The sequence below is a fragment of the Reichenbachiella sp. 5M10 genome, assembly GCF_002742335.1.
Taxonomy (GTDB): domain Bacteria; phylum Bacteroidota; class Bacteroidia; order Cytophagales; family Cyclobacteriaceae; genus Reichenbachiella.
This window is the reverse complement of sequence record NZ_MDGR01000007.1, coordinates 4,215,089-4,235,399: the sequence shown is the minus strand read 5'-3', so window position 1 is coordinate 4,235,399 and position 20,311 is coordinate 4,215,089. Positions and strand designations below refer to the sequence as shown.

Sequence of the window (20,311 nt, the reverse complement as noted above, 5' to 3'; positions counted from 1 at the left end):
CAAGGATAACTTTCCAAAAGTCGAACATATCCACAAATAATATGCATGACCCAAATGAACAATTGAGTAATCAACAAAAGAAAAATAAGTGTGGAAAACTATATTAATCCTTAAATATCAATAAGTTAGAATGTAGATAAGTTGTACTTAACCGTGGACTAATAAACGAGTCCTTCACACTCTCTATCCAACCACTGACTTATCAACATATCTACACAGATAGTAAATAATAATAGTTTATTTATAATCTTATATAATATTAAAGAGAAGAAGAAAAGTGTGGAAAAGCATTCATGAAGAAAATCTTAATTGTCATAGCAATATTAATTCCGGGGCTTGCCGCGGCACAAAATAATCAACAGATCCAGTTGGCCAATGAATACTACGTCAACGGAGATTTCGCAAAGGCCAAGGATGTCTACGACGAGCTGGCGAAAAACTCTGTGAACATACCAGATATCCACAACAACTATTTTAATGTGCTGATGACTCTCAACGAGTACAGTACGTTGGAAAAATATCTCAAAAAAACATTGAAACAATACCCTTCGAATGTCTATTATAGAATAGATGAAGGAATCTATCTCAAAGCGACCAATCATGAGGATCAAGCGAATAAAATATATGAACAACTTATTGTTGATATCAGGAGCAACGGATTTTTGATCCGCACTGCTGCGCAGTATTTTATCAGTAAACAACTCACCGAGTTTGCTAAGCAAACATATCTTGAAGGGAGAAAGCATAGTGGCAATCCAGAAGATTATGCTTTAGAGCTAGCGAATGCTTATCGTATATTAGGCGAGAAAGAAAAAATGGTCAACGAATATCTCGCCTTCGCTTCGCTCAGGCCACAAAATTTGCGTTATGTCAAAAATCTATTGCAGAATATCCTACAGGATGAAGAAGACATGACCAATTTTCAAAAAACGCTTTTGGTCAATATTCAAAAATACCCCAATGATAACATGTATTCTGATTTACTCATTTGGGCCTTTTTGCAGCAGAAGGATTTTCATGGTGCTTTCATTCAAGCACGGGCCATCACCAAGCGTATGAAAGAAAATGGTTACCGACTCATGGATATAGGAGCGATTGCATTGACCAATGGAAATTTTGTCGAGGCGGAAGAGATTTTTGAGTACATAGTAGAAAACATGCCAGAGAGTCGTTTTTATATTTCGGCACGACAGCAATTGATCAAAGTGCGTCAAGAGAAAGTTAAGAGTACCTTTCCTATTGATTATCCAGCTATCCGAAAATTGACAACTGATTATCAACAGTTGATTCGCGAAATGGGTTTGAACCAAGAAACACTTGAAGCTTATCGTCAAAAGGCCCTTCTTCATGCATTCTATCTTGACGAGAAGGATTCGGCGATTACTATTCTCAACGAAATCATCTCAATACCTCGTGCCGATCTACGTATCAAATCCATGAGCAAATTGGATCTTGGTGACATCTATATTCTCATAGATGAGCCCTGGGAAGCGACTCTGCTTTATTCACAAGTAGAAAAAACCAACAAGTCTAGCAAGATTGGCTATGAAGCCAAGTTTAAAAATGCACAGCTCAATTACTTTATGGGCAATTTTGAACTGGCAAAAAGTCACTTGGATATTTTGAAGAATGCAACGACTAAGGAGATTGCCAATGATGCCATGTCTCTGAGTCTACTCATACAGAATAACACGGCATTGGATACCTCTGATTTTGTGCTAAAAAAGTACGCTGATATTGAGCGAGTCGTGTTTCAAAACAAACTCACCGAGGCTAAAACCAAATACCAACAAATGCTCGTGGATTATCCAGGTCACTCACTCACAGATGAGATCTATTGGCAGCTTGCACAAGTGAATATGACATTGGGAGAATTTGAGAATGCGCTGTTGAATCTCGAGGTTATTGAAACCAAATATGGGAATGACATCTATGGCGATGATGCGATGTTTCTTAAAGCCAAAGTGTTGGAAGAAAATCTGCTAAACAAAGAACAGGCAATGGATGTGTACAAAGATTTTCTATTGACTTATCCAGGGAGCATCTATGTATCAGAAGCCCGCAAGCGATTCAGACGTTTGAGAGGAGACAGCAACTATCAATAAACCGTTTGGTGTGTTGACAACTAATCATTAACTTGGTATGCATGCATACCAAAATTTGTATATCTTTAGCTTTGAAGGGAAGAAGTGTAAGATATGAAAAAAGAACAAACGGTTGATTATCACATCAAAGTTGTGTGGCATGCGATTTCAAGAATGTACAATCAAGGGGGTCTGGAGAGAGGAATCACCGCTTCATCAGGATTTGTATTACTCAACATAGATATTGAAAAGGGTACGCCCGCGACTAAAATCGCGCCCATGCTTGGCATGGAAGCCCGCAGCTTGACGCGAATGCTGAAAAACATGGAACAAACAGGTTTGATCTACAGGGAAAAAGACCCAAAAGACAAACGGTCAGTGAAAATCATGTTGACGGAAGAAGGCAAAAAGAAGAGAGAGTTTTCAAAAAAAGCTGTTTTGTATTTCAACGAAAGTGTCCGCAAAAAAGTCTCGGAGGAAAAACTCTCTGCATTTTTTGACGTGATGTCATCTATAGAAGAAGTCATAGAAGAAAACAGAAACATAGAACAACAAATAATTTTGATCGAAAATGAATAGAGCCATCAAAAAAGTTGCTGTGCTGGGTTCCGGTATCATGGGATCAAGAATAGCATGTCACTTCGCCAACATCGGAGTGGAAGTGCTGCTGCTCGATATAGTTCCACGTGAACTAGACGATGCAGAAAAAGCCAAAGGACTGACACTCGCCGACACGACTGTCAGAAACCGAATTGTAAACCAAGCGTTTGAATCCACCCTTAAAGCCAAACCTGCCGCGCTGTATGATAGCACCAAAGCATCACTGGTCCAGTTGGGAAATTTTGACGATGATATGTCCAAGATCGCCAACTACGATTGGATCATCGAAGTAGTCGTCGAAAATCTGGATATCAAAAAACAAGTCTTCGAGACGGTAGAGAAATTTAGAAAGCCAGGAACACTCATCACCTCCAATACCTCAGGGATTCCGATACACCTGATGACCGATGGACGTAGTGATGATTTTAAAAAGCATTTTTGTGGCACGCACTTTTTCAACCCGCCACGTTACCTGAGATTGCTTGAGATCATCCCGACCAAAGATACAGATCCAGAAATCGTAAAATTTTTGATGAACTATGGCGACTTGTTTTTGGGAAAAGAAACTGTGCTTTGCAAAGACACTCCGGCCTTCATCGCCAATCGGATTGGGATCTACGCCATCATGTCTGGGATGCACACGGTCGAAAAAATGGGACTTACCGTCGGCGAAGTGGATCGCATGACAGGACCGATCATCGGTCGTGCCAAATCGGCGACCTTTCGTACGATGGATGTGGTCGGCCTAGATACTACGGTCAAGGTAGCGACTAATCTCTACCAAGGTTTGCCAAAAGACGAATCGCGTGACACATTTCAGCTGCCGCGCATCGTCCAAGAACTCTACGACAAAAAATGGTGGGGAGACAAAACCAAACAGGGTTACTTCAAGAAAACCGTGGATGAAAATGGAAAAAAGGAGATCTTAGAACTGAATCTCAAGACCATGGAATATGGTGAGCGAACCAAAGCACACTATGAGAGCCTCTCTAAGGTCAAAGACATCGAAAACGTCAAAGAACGTCTCCCGATCCTCGTTAACGCTGAGGACAAAGCAGGAGAGTTTTACAGAGCGACGTTCTACGATATGTTCAAGTACTGTTCCTACCGAATCCCTGAGATCGCCGATGAGCTATATAGGATCGATCAGGCGGTCGCCGCAGGCTTTGCTTGGGAGATTGGTCCATTCGAGACCTGGGATGTCTTAGGCGTCAAGGAAACGGCTCAAAAAATGGAGGCCGCTGGAATGAAACCCGCCGACTGGGTAGGAGAGATGATCGCTGCAGGGCATGATCGATTCTACAAATTCGAAAACAGCAAAAAACTCTACTACGATATACCGACCCAATCCTACAAGGTAGTACCTGGTACTGAGGGATTTGTAATTCTGGAAGCCTACAAGGAGAACAACATTGTCTTCCAAAACCCAGGTGCGACAGTCTACGATATCGGGGATGGTATCCTAAATGTCGAGTTCCATACGAAAATGAACGCCATCGGTGGCGAAGTGATCGAGGGTATCAACACGGCCATCTCTATGGCCGAAGAAAATTTCCGCGGCGTGGTGATCGGTAACGAAGCACAGCAGTTTTCGGCAGGAGCCAATCTCGCGATGCTGTTCATGTTTGCTTCGGATCAGGAGTATGACGAGATCGATTTGATGATCCGTCAGTTCCAGCAGACGATGACACGTGCACGATTCTCGGACATACCGGTGATCTCTGCGCCATCTGGCTTGGCCTTGGGTGGGGGTTGTGAGTTGTCGCTGCATTGTGACGGGATCCAGGCACATGCTGAGACTTACATCGGATTGGTGGAAGTAGGTGTGGGCCTCATCCCAGGTGGGGGAGGTACCAAAGAGTTTACACTCCGTGCCTCAGACCAGTACGCTACGGGAGATCCAGAGCTCAACGTCCTACAAGAGTATTTCATGAATATCGCTACAGCGAAAGTTGCCACGTCGGCAGCTGAAGCAGCTGGCATGCATATCCTCAAGGATTCGGATCGAATCACCCTCAATCGTTCTCGACTTTTGGCGGATGCCAAAGCACGAGCCATCGAGATGGCCGAAGCAGGCTATACTCGCCCGATTGAGCGCCAAGATATTAAGGTACACGGACGCAGTTCGATGGCGATGTTCGAGGCAGGTGTGACAGGCATGCTCTATGGCAATTATATCTCAGAACATGACGCGAAAATAGCCAAAAAATTGGCCTACGTCATGAGCGGTGGAGATTTGACTTCCAGCACTTTGGTGTCAGAGCAATACTTGCTGGATTTAGAAAGAGAAGCATTCCTCAGTTTGACGGGAGAACCCAAAACTCTGGAACGTATCCACAGCATCTTGTTCAAAGGAAAACCGCTTAGAAACTAGTATTTAGATCCAAGAGCCAAGATTATAGAATTAAGACAACATGCATAACTACAAAGAATTGAAGATATGGAAAGAGTCGATCCAATTGGTGAAAGACTTGTATCCTGTACTCAATTCTTTTCCAGAAGACGAAAAGTACAATTTGATTTCGCAGATAAAAAGATCCTCCGTATCGGTACCTTCCAATATCGCGGAAGGAACCTCACGCAAATCGAATGTAGATTTCAAACGCTTTTTACAAATCAGTTTGGGGTCACTTTTTGAGATGGAAACGCAGTTATACTTGTCTTGTGAACTAGGTTTTATGGCTAGTCAGGATTTTAAGTTGTTTGAAACGAGAATTAATGAATTGCAAAAAATGATCTACGGGTTTTCTAAGAGTCTTGACTCTTGATTCTTGAGATCTCAAAATCTAAACAAATGGAAGCATACATAGTCAAAGGATATAGAACAGCAGTTGGGAAATCAAAAAAAGGTGGATTCAGATTCACCAGACCTGATGATCTCGCTGCAGATGTGATCAAGCACCTCACGGCACAAGTGCCCGAGCTCGATCCGAAAAGAATCGACGATCTCATCGTCGGCAATGCCATTCCCGAAGCGGAGCAAGGCATGCAAATGGGTAGGATGATTTCGCTGCTGGCTCTGCCAGTCGAAGTGCCTGGCCTGATTGTCAACAGATACTGTGGTTCGGGATTGGAAACTATCGCGATGGCTACCGCCAAAATCAAAGCGGGAATGGCCGAGTGTATCATCGCGGGTGGTACCGAGTCCATGTCACTCGTCCCGATGATGGGATACAAAACTGCCCTCAATTGGGAAATTGCCAAGAATAACCCGGAGTACTATTTGTCCATGGGTATGACAGCCGAAGAAATTGCCAAGGATTTCGGGATCACACGTGAAGCAGCTGATCAGTTTGCAGTCAATTCGCACGACAAAGCTCTTGCTGCGATCAAGGACGGAAAATTCAAAGACGAGATCGTACCGATCACCGTCAAAGAAACCTACATCAATGATGAGGGCAAAAAAGCCGAACGTGAATATGTGGTGGATACTGATGAAGGTCCAAGAGCCGGCACTTCTATGGACGGTCTGGCCAAACTCCGCCCTGCTTTCAAAATGGGTGGTCAAGTCACAGCAGGTAATTCGTCGCAGACCTCTGATGGAGCAGCTTTCGTCATGGTGATGTCTGAGAAAATGGTGAAGGAACTCAAACTCGAGCCGGTTGCGAGATTGGTGACCTATGCCGCGGCAGGGGTGAACCCACGCATCATGGGTATCGGACCAGTCGAGGCAATTCCGAAGGCATTGAGACAGGCAGGTTTGAAACTTAACGATATTGAGCAAATCGAACTCAACGAAGCATTCGCTGCGCAATCACTCGCCGTGATCCAAGAGGCAGGACTGAACCCAGACATCGTGAATCCAAATGGAGGAGCAGTGGCACTCGGTCACCCGCTCGGGTGTACAGGAGCGAAGCTCTCGATCCAACTGCTCAACGAAATGCGCCGTAGAAAACAAAAATACGGAATGGTCTCCGCCTGCGTCGGCGGTGGACAAGGTGTCGCTGGCATCTACGAGTTTTTGAGCTAAACGAAGATTTCAGCGAAAAACAACAAAGGCTTTCCAATATTGGGAAGCCTTTGTCTTTACAAAATCACTCCAGTGGAAAACTCAGGTCTTATCCACAAATACCACCTTGCCTTTGTCGGCTTGGATGATGTCTTCGCAGAATTGGCGGTACTCCTCGTATGCTTCTTTGGAGAATCGACCTTTGTTCTTCTCAAGTCTCCGTGTGTAGATCAGTTGGTGGTTTTCGAACTGATAGCTATTCTGATAGGTGCCAAACTGTGTTTCTATGCTCGTGCTTTCGGGTAGATACTCGATGTGGTATTTTTCGGGTAGCTGATAGACGATGCTGTCCATGTCTGTATATTCGAATGTCAAAACCATGTCTGTTTTTCTGTCTTTGACACGCTTGGGTTTGGTCTTCCATTGATTCATGAGGTTGGGTGTGATGAAGAGGCGTTTGCCTTGGTCCGCCGCAAGAGCACGAATGTTGAGTTGTGCAGTCTCTGTGATCGTAGGGATTTTGTCTTTGGTTTCGACAAAATCAAAATCAACGATTTGAAATTCAGAAATGTCCGTGTTTTTATATATCCACTTTTCAAGTTTTTCATCACCATCGTTGATGATCCAGTTTAGGTTGCCGTTTTCGTATTGCAAACCCGAATATTTGATTTGAAGTTTTGCCGTTGCATTTCCGTCTTCTAGTATCTGGACTGTGGCATAGCTCTCTTGGCGATTGACAGTTTTGTCATAGATGGTGGTATGTGCAATTTTTCCCCCTTCGGGCGTGATCAGTAGTACATCACGGTCTCCGGTGAATTCGCCTTGGTAGCCAAAGGGGTTGGTTTGACTCGTGCATTCGAGCCAGATCGTGTCTTGTTGATTGGGGACACATAGAATGATGTGGTTGAAAACATCTACGGGGAAATCAAAATCTAATTGTCTAACAGGAGGACGATCCCCACCATAGACCAGCGTATAGTAGGATTCTATCCCGATGCTTTGCAATAGTGCGTGCGTATAATTGGAAAGTGCTTTGCAATCACCATAGCCCAATTCATCTACCGTGCTGGCAGGGAAGGGCTGCATACCACCTATACCGAGTTGGATGCTGACGTAGCGTGTTTTGTTTTGGACGTATTGGTAGACTGCTTTGATTTTTTCTTCGTCAGTACTGAGATTGGTGGTGAGTGCTTTGACCTCTTGAACCGTCGCTTGGCTTAGGTCTCCTCTTCCTTGATTGAGGCTAAGTTGCCACAGTCCCATGTTGTGCCACGAATTGAAATCGCCGCTGTATCCATCATAGTGGAACGCCGAAGGAGAAGCGTAAATCACGGGGGTAAAATCCGAGACAGGTGGCCCATAGGGTTCGTGTTCCACAGCTTTGACATGAGCAAAAGAAATGCTCGACGTGGTGATTCCGTCCTGACTGACTATGTTGAGTGTTTTGTTTGTATTCACGAGTTTGAAATTTGGTTGTAGTTCATCTGGTGCGATGACTGTATAGTTTGACTCTACAACTGCTAGATTTGAAGTGGGGCTAATGTACCAATCCGGTATCGAATAGGTGTATGCACGTTCTTCTTCATATTCGAACTCTACAATGTATGGGTATTGATTTTGAGTCAGATCCAAATGTTGATAGCGGCTGTCGTCGAAGATCGTGCCCCCCGATGTAGCACTTCTGTCGTAGATATCGGATTTTTTGGATTTGGCGACCAATTTGCCAAATTGGTCGTAGCGCTTGCCTGTAAACGAGTTGATTTTGGTGAGTTTGTCATAGCCTATGGTTTCAGACGCCAGTCTTTTGGCTTTGGCATTTAGGATTGCTATCACCTGATGGCTGTGGTAGATAGCTTTCTTCTCGTCGATGATTTCGAAGGTTACTTCGTCAATGAGATATACCGCATTTGCATTTTCTTTGAGGCTATCTGGGATTTGATCGATTCGATAGGTTTGGGCCTGTGCCAAAGAAAATGAGCTGAGTGCTACACAGCACCAGCTCATCCATTTTTTATATTTCCAATTCATCGTTTAGGCTTTTTTCAATACGATTTGTTCGTTGAGTTTGGCAATCATTTGTGCGTAAAACTCTTTGAGATAAGGGTATTCATCTTGTAGATAGAGTGTTTTGTGTATTTTGAACCGAGTGAAAACCGTGAATTTGTTTCCTTGCGGTATGATTTTATATGTGAAGGATGCAGTACGGTTGGGCATGGCGAGGGAAAAGGCCTGAGGAATTTCATCGAGTACATAGCCCTCAGGTATTTCGAAGGACACGTAGTAGTCTTCCTTGATTGGGCTTGGATAGCTGACAGGATAGGTGCGCTCTTGCACATGGTAGATGTTTTTTTCTAAGTGCTCGGTGATGATAGGGTTGAAATAAATGAAGTTGCCCATTGCTTCTGCCCCATTGCTATTTTTGAACTGTATCGATTCGACGAAATGCTTGCCGATGTCTTTTGGATTGGAGAGGCTTAGACTGTCTATTTCCCAAGGTGATTTTTCAATGAGGTCGTTTTTGAATTTTTCTTCTCCATCATAGAAGTATGCTTTGCGTTTAGTTAGTGCGTTGTATCCACCATAGGACTTGTTGAGTAGGCCTTCGATCGAACCGTCCTCACGGAGGGTGATGTTACCAGTTATTTTCGATTCGTCGCTTTCCTTGCTGTTGAGTTCCACCCATCCCGGCTTATCTTTGGATATGGTGTACCCGCGTCCGTTGAGACAGCGAGTGGGTAGTACGCCTATTGGTAGATATTTTTCGGTAGCATCGAGCAGCATGTATTCCTCGCCGACCCAGGCTTTGCAGATCACATAGTTGAATTGGCTTGTGCTTGCGTTGAACTCCTTGACCATGCCATGTGATCTCGTACTTACTAGTACAGGTTCTGCTTTAATGTCTGCTTTGTTGAGGAAGTTTATCAATAGGAAATTGATGTCGGCTGATGAGCCTTTTCCTGCTTCGTAGAGTTTCTGCTCATTCTCGCGGGCATACTTCGAGGATACTCCATCCCAGGTCATATGTTTGGATACGACTGCAAATATCTTTTCAATTTTTTGTTGCTCGGTGTCTGACTCCTCAAGGTGTGCATCTAGGATGGATTTGCTCAGCGATCCGGCACCTCGGGTTCTATCTCCGAAATAATCGTGTTCTAACATTTCGGAGTTGACGGATTCCCAAGTCCCACGATATCTTTTGGGTATTGATCCAGGGAAATCAATAAGCTCCAACTCATAGTTGATCATCGAAATGAAATCACTGGGGGTCGTAAGGTTTGGTTCTTTGACAAATGCTGGAACATCTTGCATTACGATGCGCTCTTCGTCGAAGCGCACATTGTAGGTTTGTAGAGAAGCGGGGGTTCGGCTATTAAAGTCGGAGCTCGCTGCGATTCGCACCTGAAAGGATTGATTGCCCATTTCGTGCTCACTGATAGTGGGGGCCAGATAACCTTGAAAATCCTTTTGGTATTTGTAATAGTCGATGAATTTGGCTTTGTACTCACTCCATACTACAGGGATGTAGTATTGGAATTGCCACCCTTGGAAGTTGAACAGGAAGTCGGAAGTGATGCGGTAGGTAAATTCAATGACCGAACCGACCTTGACGGCAGGCATGGTTATCTTGATTTTGTCATGGTTTTCGTCGATTTCTTCTTCGAAAATAGACTCCTTCTCCAGTTTGGTTTTGACGATGCTGCCATCTTCTAGGTTGTAGGTATAGCCTTTGAGCTGGCTGTACGTTTCTTTTGCACTGGATTGCTTGTACAACTGAAACGAGTGGTTGGCATAATCATACCCGTCCTTGGTCAAAATCTTGATGCGGGTAGTTCGCTCGTGGATCACTTGAAACTGGTCCGTACCATAGTCCATGAAAGACTCGCCATAGTCGCAGAGCACCACTGCACTGGCCGATGAATCCAAGGCGTAGTGGGTCATGCTGAGTTCTTCCTCCGATATTTTTCCGAATTTGACGGGTGTTTTTTGAGCGAAAGCGGTCGAAAATAAAAATAAAATCGAAACCAGTAGTAGGGTAGGTTTGAAGTTGGTCATAGTAAAGTAGCGTTATATGTAATCCGCAATAAAGTAATTCTACGAAGGATATACAAATGTCAATACAAGAGCTAATCAAAAAATAAAATACAGTCGTAGGTGTTTGAGAGGTGGTATTTGCCTCTCGCTATCCAATTTGTTGTGCTAGAACATCCTCAAATTTTGATACCGAATAGAGGGGTGATACCTTTATGCATATGAAAAATCTATCCCCAATCCTCTTCGTACTGATGGCCCTAACGGCCTGTACGACAGATCAAAAAGAGAAGACGCAAGCCACAGATCGAAAAGCCGAACAAGATCTTGTAGGAAAATGGACGAACCTGTCGCTATTGGTGACGATGAAGCGGTTGGAAGAGAGCGATTCGGTACTGCAGGCCAAGGAAGGAGAGTGGGAGCGAGTGCTCAAAATAAAACCAATAGAGACGACATTTTTGAAGGATAGTACGTTTGCTTCTGAGTATTATACTCTCGAAGGTCAGAAAATGAACACGACATATGGCAAGTGGTGGGTGGAGAAGGACTCTCTGGTCATGCTCACTGAGTCGGGAGAAACTCGCTATGATTTCGAGCTGACGGGAAACCGTGTTCGGTTTCGTGCCACACTGGATTGGGATGGTGATGGTCTAGCGGATGATTACTATGATGGTGTTCAGGTGAGAATGGATTAATATTGCCCCAAAATTTCTTAAACTATGTTGAAAGTAGGAGACCAATACACCACCGAATTTATCATTACCCAAAAGCAGATTGAGGCATTTGCGGAATTGTCTGGTGACAAAAACCCCCTTCATCTTGATGCGGCATATGCTGCAGAGACGCCTTTCAAAAAGCCCATCGCACACGGGATATTCTCGGCCTCATTTATTTCTAAAGTACTGGGTATGGATTTTCCCGGTGAGGGGACATTGTATCTGTCACAAAATTTGTCGTTCAAGCGCCCGGTATATCCAGACCAAGCCTATGAGGTTCGAATGGAAATAATAGAGACTGTAGAAGGTAAACACACAGGTACGATCAAAACCCAAGTTTTTGACAAAGAGAAAAACAAACTCGTCGTGGATGGTGAGGCACAGGTCCGTCATCTGGATCAATTGCCCTAGGCTCTGTTCTCCAACGAATAAACCAACAGGATGAATAAGTCGATATATTTAGTACTTGTAGCAACTGGAATGTACGCATGTACTCCTCGCCCCACCGATCCAGAGGATACACCGGCAGTGCTTCAAGAGTCAAGTACAAAACGAAGCCTCACAGATCTAAGTTATACGTACCGAGAGGATATCATCGATCGTCTGTTTGACGAAGCGGTGAACGAGGACCCTAAGTTGGAAAGCTTGGTGGGTGCTTTGGGATCTATGGATAAAGTTTCGTGGGATAGTTTGGACGCTTACCGGTCTTATACGCAGACTAATGAGCAATACTGGAGCAGCTTCAAGGAGTATGTGTCTCAGTTCAACGATAGTACTTGGGAGAGACCCATGCACTTGCTCCTTGATTCGCTCCAAGAAATTCAGCGCCAACGAATGGCTCAGCATACGAGCGCTGAGGAGCATATCCAAGAAAACCAAAAGAGACTTGCTGACCAGGTCGTACTACTCAAAGTCTGGGTAACACAGTCCATGATGCAGCGTTATCAGCAGAATGAATTGCCAGATTTAGCGACGCTCAAAGCCATTCAAGAGAGGTACGACTCCCTGATTCGAGAAGTAGAGGCAATCCATAAACTCTCTCAATGAAGGGGGATGACCAAAATCATGTTTTAGAAGCAGAGGGAAGTGTCCCTCGCTAGCATTATCTTTTTTATCTTTGACCGTTTTACAAACTATACGAACATGTATATAAAAAAGGCAGGTAGGATCTTGTTGATTTTGTTTTTGATCAACGCAGTGTTGGTATCTACTCACAAAGGGGAGTTTTGGCCCTTCAGTATATATCCTATGTTTTCTATGGCAGGAAAGCCATGGACTCGAGCGATTCTTCGCGATGTGACGGAAGTACCGGACTCGTTGATATGGCAGACACATGACTACCCGGATTTGCCAGGCCTACCCATCTCTACGATAGAGATAGGGGTGGATCAGATCGATTATTCCAATTTCGTCTGCAAGACCAAAAATTGGGACGAAAAACGCCTCGAAGCGCTTCGCTATATGATCGGAGAGGATGTGCTTGGTGACCGCAAATTTCTAGCGATCAAAGTTTCTGGTCGATTGGTTGGAGACGATAGTGTAGAAGCCAAGGCTTTACCCTTTATCTTGATGGACCAAAACAAATTTTTATTGAATCAATCTCTCGACAAATCTGCCTATTACTCGGATGAAAGCAATTAATTTCACTTTAACCAATTTGTTTGGAGACGGTAGTCCAGTGACTACTGGTCAAAAACTGTTTTTCAAATTATTTGAACTTTTCGTGGTGTATGCCTCGATAGATTTGGCTTGGTTTTGGGCCAACTATACGCTCAAGATACAGGATGTGGTTCTGCCATTGGGTATTGCTGAGCATATTGATATCTCTTTCATGCATGGCAATATGTTGCCGCTGTATGTCGCAGGTGTCATGTCGTTGACTTGTGTATTGGCATTTTTTAGAATCGGTCCAAGTTGGTTGTATTTGCTCTCTGCATTGTTGCTGCACTTATTGTATGCGGGCCGTTTTTCGATTGGCGAGATTCCACATAGCTCTAACTTTGTGGGCTTAAGCATATTGGCAACTGGTGTAGGCTTTGTGGTATACAAGGATCCTGACAACCGCATTCCTATTGTGATGGGCTTGGTGCTGTTCTTTGTGGGTTTTGGGTATACGACGGCAGCATTTTCTAAGTTGATTGCCACTGGCTTCAATTGGGTTGATGGTCGTCATTTGTGGATGTGGATGACAGAGAAGAGTGTGGACAACCTGTCCAAGTACGGTGTACACGAGTACAACTTTTTGCAAAAATGGGCTTTCATCAGTATCCCAGTAGCAATGCTGAGTTTGATTGTGGGTATTGGGACGGAGTTTTTCGGTTTTCTTCTTTGGTTTAGAAAAACGCGACCTTTCATGGCCATACTCGTCATGGGTATGCATGTCGGTATATTCATGACGATGAATATTTGGTTTGGAAAATTTATGATGGAGCTTATCATCATTGGTTTCCCATGGGGCGCATGGTTTGACAAACTGGATCTTAGCCGGATTGCAAACCTCAAGCTCATCAATAAGTAGTCAGTAGTCTTTGACTTAATCTATAAATGAGTTTTTGATATGGTCGAGTTGGCGGATAGCTACCTCGATTTCTTCTACACCAGTGATGATGAGCATGAGTTTCCCTTTCATCTCTTTGATCTGGTAGTCCTTGGGGTGTTGCTGAATGTAGGACATGACTTTGCCAAATACAGGCGATGTATAATAGCGGTCGTTTCCTTGTGGCGGAAAATAGCACCTCATGCGCCCGTTTTTGATGATCAGTTTTTCGAAACCGAGATCGATTGAGAGCCATCTCAACTTGACTGTTTCGAATAGTGCCAATACGGATGTTGGGATTTTTCCGAATCGATCTTGTATTGATTGAGAGAAGATCGCTAATTCACTATTGGTTTTTATGTTATCAATTTGGGTATAGAGGCTGAGTCGTTCGGTGATATTCTTGACATAATCTTCTGGGATCAAAATTTCCAAATCTGTCTCTATGATACAGTCATTGATGAGTGTTTTGGAGAGGTCTTTTTCTTGATCAGCAAAAAGTTCTTTGAACTCATTCTCTTTCAGGTCTTGTACTGCTTCATCGAGGATTTTGTGATACATATCGAATCCTATGTCTGTGATGAAACCACTTTGTTCTCCACCGAGGAGGTTGCCTGCACCTCGAATGTCCAAGTCTCGCATGGCGACTTTGATTCCATCTCCAAGGTCTGAAAATTCCTCCAGAGCGCTGAGGCGCTTACGCGCGTCGGTCGACAGTTTGGAAGTTGGGGGCGTAAACATGTAACAAAAGGCTTTTTTGTTGGAGCGTCCTACTCGGCCTCTCATTTGGTGTAGGTCTGACAACCCGAAATTTTGCGCACTGTTGATGATGATCGTATTGGCATTGGGAATATCGAGACCTGATTCGATGATATTGGTCGAGACCAGGACATCATATTCGCCTTCTATGAATTTGAGCATGACCCTTTCCAATTTTGGTCCGTCCATTTGGCCGTGAGCCACACCCACCCTTGCATCAGGGACTAGACGGTGGATGAGGTTGGCTATGCTTTCGATATCGCTGACCTTGTTGTGAACGAAAAATACTTGACCTCCACGACGCAGTTCGTAACTGATAGAGTCACGGGTGATTTCTTCGTTGAATACGTGCAACTCTGTGGTGACGGGCTGACGATTGGGGGGTGGAGTAGCAATGATGCTGAGGTCTCTTGCCCCCATCAGTGAGAAATGCAACGTACGAGGAATTGGAGTGGCGCTCAGAGTGAGTGTATCCACATTGACTTTCATTTCCTTGAGTTTGTCTTTGATTTTTACCCCAAACTTTTGTTCCTCGTCAATGATGAGTAGTCCGAGGTCTTGGAAGTTGACATCTTTGTTGACGATGCGATGTGTACCGATGAGTATGTTGACCTTGCCCTGCTTGACTTTTTCGAGCACATCTTTGATTTCTTTGGTCGTACGAAAACGGTTGATGAATTCAACGGTCACACCAAAATCTTTGAGACGGTTTTGAAAGGTGTGGTAGTGCTGCATGGCGAGGATGGTTGTCGGCACGAGTACGGCCGTTTGTTTACCTTCGACGCTGGCTTTGAATGCTGCACGGATGGCAACCTCGGTTTTTCCAAAGCCCACGTCTCCACAGACGAGTCGATCCATCGGGTGGGCTTTTTCCATGTCGACTTTGAGGTCTTCTGTGGCTTTGGCTTGGTCGGGTGTATCCTCGTAGACGAATGACGTTTCCATTTCTGTTTGCAGATAGGTATCTGGCCCATAGGCAAATCCAGGGGCGGCTTTGCGTTTGGCGTAGAGAGCGATGAGTTCTTTGGCGATGTCTTTGACCTTGCTGCGAACTTTTTTCTTTTTATTTTCCCACTCGGGAGACCCTAGCTTATTGACCTGTGGAGGGCCACTTTCCTTGCCGCTATATTTGGAGATCTTATGCAGTGCATGGATACTGAGGTAGAGTAAGTCATCGTCACGATAGATGATACGAACGGACTCTTGTTTGTTGCCGTTGACCTCTACGGTATCCAGTCCCGCGAAACGCCCTATTCCATGGTCCACGTGTACAATATAATCCCCAGGGTTGAGCGTACGCAGTTCTTTGAGCGTAAGCGCTTTGGATTTGGAATGTTTTTGACGGAGCGCATATTTGTGATAGCGCTCAAATAGCTGATGGTCTGTATATAGTGCTAGGCGAGCATTGTTGTCGATGAAGCCTTCACGAAGACTGAGTACTATGCTGTTGAATTTGACAAAGGGATTGACCTCATCAAAAATAGACTCTAACTGTCGAATGGGTTTTTCGGAGTCTGATGCGATGATGGTAGCATAGTCTTTTTGCTGATAGCTTTCGAAGTTTTCGGCCATCAGCTCAAAATTCTTTTGGAAGGAAGGTTGCGGACTTGCTTCAAAATGGAATTCTTTTCCTCCCTTGCTATAAAAGCGGTTGCCAAATTCGATCTTCGCGTATTTTTCGATGGCCTTTTGGAAAGTATCACTGGTTTCGAAAAGTAGCTCAGGCTGGAGTACAATGCTCGACTGTCCACTGGCAGCCATGATGCTGTCAAAACTAACGCTAGCTTTTTCGAAGTACTTGTCAAGGATATCCAATGTGTGGTGCATGTCCTTGACCCAAATTTTCGAGTTTTTGGGGACATAATCCATGAAACACTGTCGCTCCTCTTCGAGGAGTTTGGTTTGGATATTGGGGATGATGTTGACGGTTTTCATGTCGTCTTTGGACAACTGAGATTCGGGATCGAAGGTTCGGATACTTTCGATATCATCACCAAATAGCTCGATGCGGTAGGGCAACTCGCCCGCATAAGAATAGACATCTATAATCCCGCCGCGTACGGCAAACTGGCCAGGCTCGTAGACGAAATCGTCCTGTTCAAACCCATAGGTGACGAGTAGCTCTGTGAGAAACTCGGTATCGACGGATTCTCCGACACGGGCAGTCCAGGTGTTTTCGACGAGGGATTTTTTGTTGATGACTTTTTCGGTCAGTGCTTCGGGATAGGTGACGATGAGCTCTCCAGTGCTGGCTTTGTTGTTGATGCGGTTGAGGATTTCGGCGCGCATTAGGATGTTGGCATTTTCTGTTTCCTCAAACTGGTAGGGGCGTTTGTAGGAAGAGGGAAATAGGAGAACCTCTTTGTCTCCTAGCAGGTTTTGGAGGTCATTGTGAAAGTAGGCCGCTTCTTCTTTTTCGTGTAGAACAAAGATGTGGTTCTGATGATTGGTCTGAAATACCGAGGCGGCTATCAGCGCATCCATGCTACCGACTAGCCCTTTGATTCGTATGTTGAGGTTTTCGTTGGCCTTGATACTTTCGGCGATACCGATGACTTGGCTATCGGCGCGGTAGATGGATAGAAGCTCTTTGCTTTTCAATGTTCTCTTTTTTGTATGCGAATATTTGCCTTTTGGTTGAGTAACCTAGGCACATGCATCCCTACGTGAAACTAGTTTCTCAAGCGAATAAGGAACAAAGGTATGTCCAATTGGCGACTCTTATCAGTGATAAATAGATGCTTTGGCAAATTAATTAGCTGATCTGCAACCTTCAGGGGTGAAAATCCATTTAAAGAGTAAGTAATAAGTTCTAGTTAGTATTATTGATATTTCGGACTATCCCTAGTCCGTGATGTTAAGGTTAGGTTAGCAATTCAGCACCCTCGTTTGGGGGTGCTGAATTCATGTTAGGGCTAGATTGTTTATCTTTTCATTTCGCATACTACAGGCTTATCTTGACCCAAATAAACAAAGTTGTTTTTTTCCCACCCATAGTTTTATTGCTGCTGACATTGGCGATGAGTCAGCTGTACCCCGAAATATTTGTTGAGTTACTTTCCAATGCCAATGTATGGGTGTTGCGCCACTTTGGATGGTTGTTTTCCTGGACAGCTTTTGCCATGGTTCTTTTGGTATTTGTGATTTATGTCTCCCCCTTGGGGAAATGGAGAATTGGAGGAGAGGATGCTCAACCGTTTTTGACACGGTGGAAATGGTTTGCAATCACGACGTGCACTACCATCGCTACGGGTATTTTGTTTTGGGGAGTGGCAGAACCGATTTTTCATTTGAGCGCCCCACCAGAAAGTTTGGGTATGGAACCAGGGTCTTCAGAAGCTATGATTTTTGCCATGTCTGCATTGATGATGCATTGGACCTTGACCCCTTATTCCATCTATACCTTGGCCGGAGTGGTCTTTGCGCTTTCGTTTTATAACATGAAACAGCCTTTCAGTTTGGGTTCGATGGTTAGTCCTTTGATTGGCAAAGAATTGCACCCAGCATGGTCCAACTTCATCGATGTGCTGTGTCTCTATGGTTTGGTGGCGGGGATGGCAGCTTCTTTGGGGGGAGGATTGCTGAGCCTCATGGGAGGGTTGAGACATGTGCTGGGTATAGGAGAGAGTGCAGGGCTGTTGTTTGTGATTGCAGGAGCGATTGTCTCGACATTTATCCTGTCTGCCGTATCGGGATTGATGCGTGGGATTCGGATTTTGTCAGACATCAACATTCGTGGCTTTATTGTACTGGCCGTTTTTGTGCTTGTGACAGAGCCGACATTGCAACTGCTGGATCTGGGAGCCAAAGGGGGCTGGTCCTACGTGCTGCATATGGTGCCTAGGAGTGTCAATTGGTCAGGGCAACTGTCACAGTCCTGGTTCGACGATTGGACGGTTTTCAATTGGGCCAACTGGATGGCGTGGACACCTATCACTGCATTGTTTTTGGGTAGACTTGCGCGGGGGTATACGGTGCGGGAATTTATTCATTTCAACCTCCTTTTTCCTGCTCTGTTTAGTGGCACATGGATGGTGATTTTTGGAGGGAGTGCTTTGCTCATGGACCAGTCTCAAGGAGGAGTGCTGACGACAAGTCTATATACTTTGGGGTCCGAGAGTTTGATGTATAAAATACTAGATGATCTGCCTTGGTCGAGACTCTCGAGTGTGTTGTTTGTGTTCTTGATCTTCATTTCCTATGTTACTGCGGCAGACTCCAATACCTCGGCTATGAGTGCATTGAGTACAGTGGGGATCACATCAGCCCAAGCAGAAGCCCCTGTGCGGATCAAAATCATATGGGGTACATTGATTGGACTCGTAGGATGGGTGATGGTCAGTACTGTGGGAGTCGAGGGTATACGAATGACCTCCATTTTGGGAGGGTTTCCGATTTTGTTTTTGTTGATTGCAGTGGGCCTTGCCGCGGTTCGGATGGTTGTCCAATCGGTGTGCGATAGACATTCGTAGGATTATTTGTCAGGACAATTTGTGCTTTGGAGTATTATTTGGAATCTTTATCAAAAAATTAAAACAACATGAAATTAAGAAGCATTTTGGTTCTCGTACTGTCATTTTCGAGTCTTGCCGTTTTCGGTTGGGGCAAGACAGGGCATCGTGTCGTAGGAGATATCGCCTACTGGCACCTTAGTAAAAAAGCAAAGGGAGAAATACACGGTATACTCAAGCACGAACACCTCAACATGGTGGGCAATTACATGGATTTTATTCGTTCGGACAAAGACAACAACTTTATGGTACCGTGGCATTATTGTACAGTGCCTGATGGGGAGACGTATGAAGAAGCAGGTACTCCTGAACAAGGAGATGCGGTAGTCGCGATAGAGCGAATCATCCAAGAGTTGAAAACGAAGCAGTTTACTCAAGGAACGGAGTTGGAGAACTTGAAATACCTTGTTCATCTTGTTGCAGACATTCATCAGCCTCTGCATGTCGGTACGGGTGAAGACAAAGGAGGAAACGATGTGAAGGTGACTTTCATGTGGGAGCCAACTAACCTGCACAGCGTTTGGGACAGTGGGCTGATCGATTATCAGCAGTTGAGTTTCACAGAGTATTCGAAGTGGGTCAATCATATCTCAGAACAAGAGTTGGAAAAATGCCAGTCCGAGGGAATCGATGTATGGATTGATGAAGCCAAAAGCTATCGCAAAGCCATATATGATATCCCCGAAGACGGAAAGTTGTCTTATGAATACAATTACAAAAACATAGGGATCGTCAACGAAAGATTGCTAAAAGCAGGAGTACGTTTGGCAGGAATCCTCAATGAGATATATGGCTGATCATAGCAGAGGTGTAAGATAGAAAGGGAGCGTACACCAAAACAGGACTTTATGATTGAGTTCCGTTCTATACTTAGGGCGGACTTTTTTTTGCCTTTATGGGCTAAGCACCTTTCGTTCTTTACCTATGTTATTTTGCGCCAGGTCCTATGATCTATTAGGGTACCGGTTGACGGTGTGTATTTGTTGAGAGTAGTTTTTGCAGTACCGAATACCTACTCCAAAGCTATATTTATACGTACAGTACTCATAATATACTGATAAATGGGTATTGTATGCGGAAGATAAAAGTAGGTACTTTGTAATGAACAAGCCTGACTACTGAACCAA

General features: G+C 44.5%; 15 protein-coding genes. 12 read left to right on the top strand and 3 right to left on the bottom strand.

Annotated features, from left to right (window positions below):
• Window positions 1-293: 293 nt before the first annotated feature.
• The 5 genes from BFP72_RS17235 to BFP72_RS17215 all read left to right on the top strand — a co-directional run bounded on the left by BFP72_RS17235 (window position 294) and on the right by BFP72_RS17215 (window position 6,654).
• On the top strand, window positions 294-2,105 hold the full coding sequence (locus BFP72_RS17235; RefSeq protein WP_143520116.1) for a tetratricopeptide repeat protein: 1,812 nt from the start codon (window positions 294-296) through the stop codon (window positions 2,103-2,105).
• 93 nt (window positions 2,106-2,198) lie between these two features.
• On the top strand, window positions 2,199-2,663 hold the full coding sequence (locus BFP72_RS17230; RefSeq protein WP_099600320.1) for a MarR family winged helix-turn-helix transcriptional regulator: 465 nt from the start codon (window positions 2,199-2,201) through the stop codon (window positions 2,661-2,663).
• Window positions 2,656-5,058, top strand: coding sequence for a 3-hydroxyacyl-CoA dehydrogenase/enoyl-CoA hydratase family protein (locus BFP72_RS17225; RefSeq protein WP_099600319.1), 2,403 nt, complete (start codon window positions 2,656-2,658; stop codon window positions 5,056-5,058). Before BFP72_RS17230 ends, BFP72_RS17225 begins: the two co-directional genes overlap by 8 nt.
• A gap of 40 nt (window positions 5,059-5,098) precedes the next feature.
• The gene (locus BFP72_RS17220) at window positions 5,099-5,452 is read left to right on the top strand and encodes a four helix bundle protein (RefSeq protein ID WP_099600318.1); all 354 of its coding nucleotides are present in this window, start codon (window positions 5,099-5,101) and stop codon (window positions 5,450-5,452) included.
• 26 nt (window positions 5,453-5,478) lie between these two features.
• Window positions 5,479-6,654: an acetyl-CoA C-acyltransferase gene (locus tag BFP72_RS17215; protein WP_099600317.1), complete on the top strand. Its 1,176-nt coding sequence runs from the start codon at window positions 5,479-5,481 to the stop codon at window positions 6,652-6,654.
• An 81-nt stretch (window positions 6,655-6,735) separates the two neighbouring features.
• Here the strand turns inward: BFP72_RS17215 and BFP72_RS17210 are convergent, their stop codons facing one another.
• On the bottom strand, window positions 6,736-8,661 hold the full coding sequence (locus tag BFP72_RS17210) for a DUF3857 domain-containing transglutaminase family protein (protein WP_099600316.1): 1,926 nt from the start codon (window positions 8,659-8,661) through the stop codon (window positions 6,736-6,738).
• A gap of 3 nt (window positions 8,662-8,664) precedes the next feature.
• The gene (locus BFP72_RS17205) at window positions 8,665-10,686 is read right to left on the bottom strand and encodes a DUF3857 domain-containing protein (protein ID WP_099600315.1); all 2,022 of its coding nucleotides are present in this window, start codon (window positions 10,684-10,686) and stop codon (window positions 8,665-8,667) included.
• Window positions 10,687-10,883: 197 nt separating this feature from the next.
• On the opposite strand from BFP72_RS17205, the gene BFP72_RS17200 reads away from it, so the two are divergent.
• The 5 genes from BFP72_RS17200 (at window position 10,884) to BFP72_RS17180 (ending at window position 13,896) form a co-directional block, all read left to right on the top strand.
• Window positions 10,884-11,357, top strand: coding sequence for a hypothetical protein (locus BFP72_RS17200; RefSeq protein WP_099600314.1), 474 nt, complete (start codon window positions 10,884-10,886; stop codon window positions 11,355-11,357).
• A gap of 24 nt (window positions 11,358-11,381) precedes the next feature.
• Window positions 11,382-11,789, top strand: a complete 408-nt coding sequence (locus tag BFP72_RS17195; protein ID WP_099600313.1) for a MaoC family dehydratase — start codon at window positions 11,382-11,384, stop codon at window positions 11,787-11,789.
• 30 nt (window positions 11,790-11,819) lie between these two features.
• Entirely contained in the window at window positions 11,820-12,425 is a 606-nt protein-coding gene (locus BFP72_RS17190; protein ID WP_143520115.1) for a hypothetical protein, read from the top strand.
• Window positions 12,426-12,521: 96 nt separating this feature from the next.
• Window positions 12,522-13,019, top strand: a complete 498-nt coding sequence (locus BFP72_RS17185; RefSeq protein ID WP_099600311.1) for a hypothetical protein — start codon at window positions 12,522-12,524, stop codon at window positions 13,017-13,019.
• The gene (locus BFP72_RS17180; RefSeq protein WP_099600310.1) at window positions 13,006-13,896 is read left to right on the top strand and encodes a hypothetical protein; all 891 of its coding nucleotides are present in this window, start codon (window positions 13,006-13,008) and stop codon (window positions 13,894-13,896) included. The genes BFP72_RS17185 and BFP72_RS17180 overlap by 14 nt, the downstream gene beginning before the upstream one ends.
• A gap of 15 nt (window positions 13,897-13,911) precedes the next feature.
• On the opposite strand, the gene mfd is transcribed toward BFP72_RS17180, so the two are convergent.
• The gene (gene mfd, locus BFP72_RS17175; protein WP_099600309.1) at window positions 13,912-17,274 is read right to left on the bottom strand and encodes a transcription-repair coupling factor; all 3,363 of its coding nucleotides are present in this window, start codon (window positions 17,272-17,274) and stop codon (window positions 13,912-13,914) included.
• Between the two features lie 305 nt (window positions 17,275-17,579).
• On the opposite strand from mfd, the gene BFP72_RS17170 reads away from it, so the two are divergent.
• Both BFP72_RS17170 and BFP72_RS17165 read left to right on the top strand, forming a co-directional pair.
• A complete protein-coding gene (locus BFP72_RS17170) occupies window positions 17,580-19,145 on the top strand; it encodes a BCCT family transporter (RefSeq protein ID WP_099600308.1) in 1,566 nt (521 codons plus the stop codon).
• A 68-nt stretch (window positions 19,146-19,213) separates the two neighbouring features.
• Window positions 19,214-19,981: a S1/P1 nuclease gene (locus BFP72_RS17165; protein WP_099600307.1), complete on the top strand. Its 768-nt coding sequence runs from the start codon at window positions 19,214-19,216 to the stop codon at window positions 19,979-19,981.
• The last annotated feature ends 330 nt before the right edge of the window (window positions 19,982-20,311 follow it).

What these genes read in the sequence shown, in the direction of transcription:
- BFP72_RS17235 (WP_143520116.1), top strand. Translation starts at nt 294, where the DNA reads ATGAAGAAAATCTTAATTGTCATAGCAATATTAATTCCGGGGCTTGCC.
- BFP72_RS17230 (WP_099600320.1), top strand. Translation starts at nt 2,199, where the DNA reads ATGAAAAAAGAACAAACGGTTGATTATCACATCAAAGTTGTGTGGCAT.
- BFP72_RS17225 (WP_099600319.1), top strand. Translation starts at nt 2,656, where the DNA reads ATGAATAGAGCCATCAAAAAAGTTGCTGTGCTGGGTTCCGGTATCATG.
- BFP72_RS17220 (WP_099600318.1), top strand. Translation starts at nt 5,099, where the DNA reads ATGCATAACTACAAAGAATTGAAGATATGGAAAGAGTCGATCCAATTG.
- BFP72_RS17215 (WP_099600317.1), top strand. Translation starts at nt 5,479, where the DNA reads ATGGAAGCATACATAGTCAAAGGATATAGAACAGCAGTTGGGAAATCA.
- BFP72_RS17210 (WP_099600316.1), bottom strand. Translation starts at nt 8,661, where the DNA reads ATGAATTGGAAATATAAAAAATGGATGAGCTGGTGCTGTGTAGCACTC.
- BFP72_RS17205 (WP_099600315.1), bottom strand. Translation starts at nt 10,686, where the DNA reads ATGACCAACTTCAAACCTACCCTACTACTGGTTTCGATTTTATTTTTA.
- BFP72_RS17200 (WP_099600314.1), top strand. Translation starts at nt 10,884, where the DNA reads ATGAAAAATCTATCCCCAATCCTCTTCGTACTGATGGCCCTAACGGCC.
- BFP72_RS17195 (WP_099600313.1), top strand. Translation starts at nt 11,382, where the DNA reads ATGTTGAAAGTAGGAGACCAATACACCACCGAATTTATCATTACCCAA.
- BFP72_RS17190 (WP_143520115.1), top strand. Translation starts at nt 11,820, where the DNA reads ATGAATAAGTCGATATATTTAGTACTTGTAGCAACTGGAATGTACGCA.
- BFP72_RS17185 (WP_099600311.1), top strand. Translation starts at nt 12,522, where the DNA reads ATGTATATAAAAAAGGCAGGTAGGATCTTGTTGATTTTGTTTTTGATC.
- BFP72_RS17180 (WP_099600310.1), top strand. Translation starts at nt 13,006, where the DNA reads ATGAAAGCAATTAATTTCACTTTAACCAATTTGTTTGGAGACGGTAGT.
- BFP72_RS17170 (WP_099600308.1), top strand. Translation starts at nt 17,580, where the DNA reads ATGTTAGGGCTAGATTGTTTATCTTTTCATTTCGCATACTACAGGCTT.
- BFP72_RS17165 (WP_099600307.1), top strand. Translation starts at nt 19,214, where the DNA reads ATGAAATTAAGAAGCATTTTGGTTCTCGTACTGTCATTTTCGAGTCTT.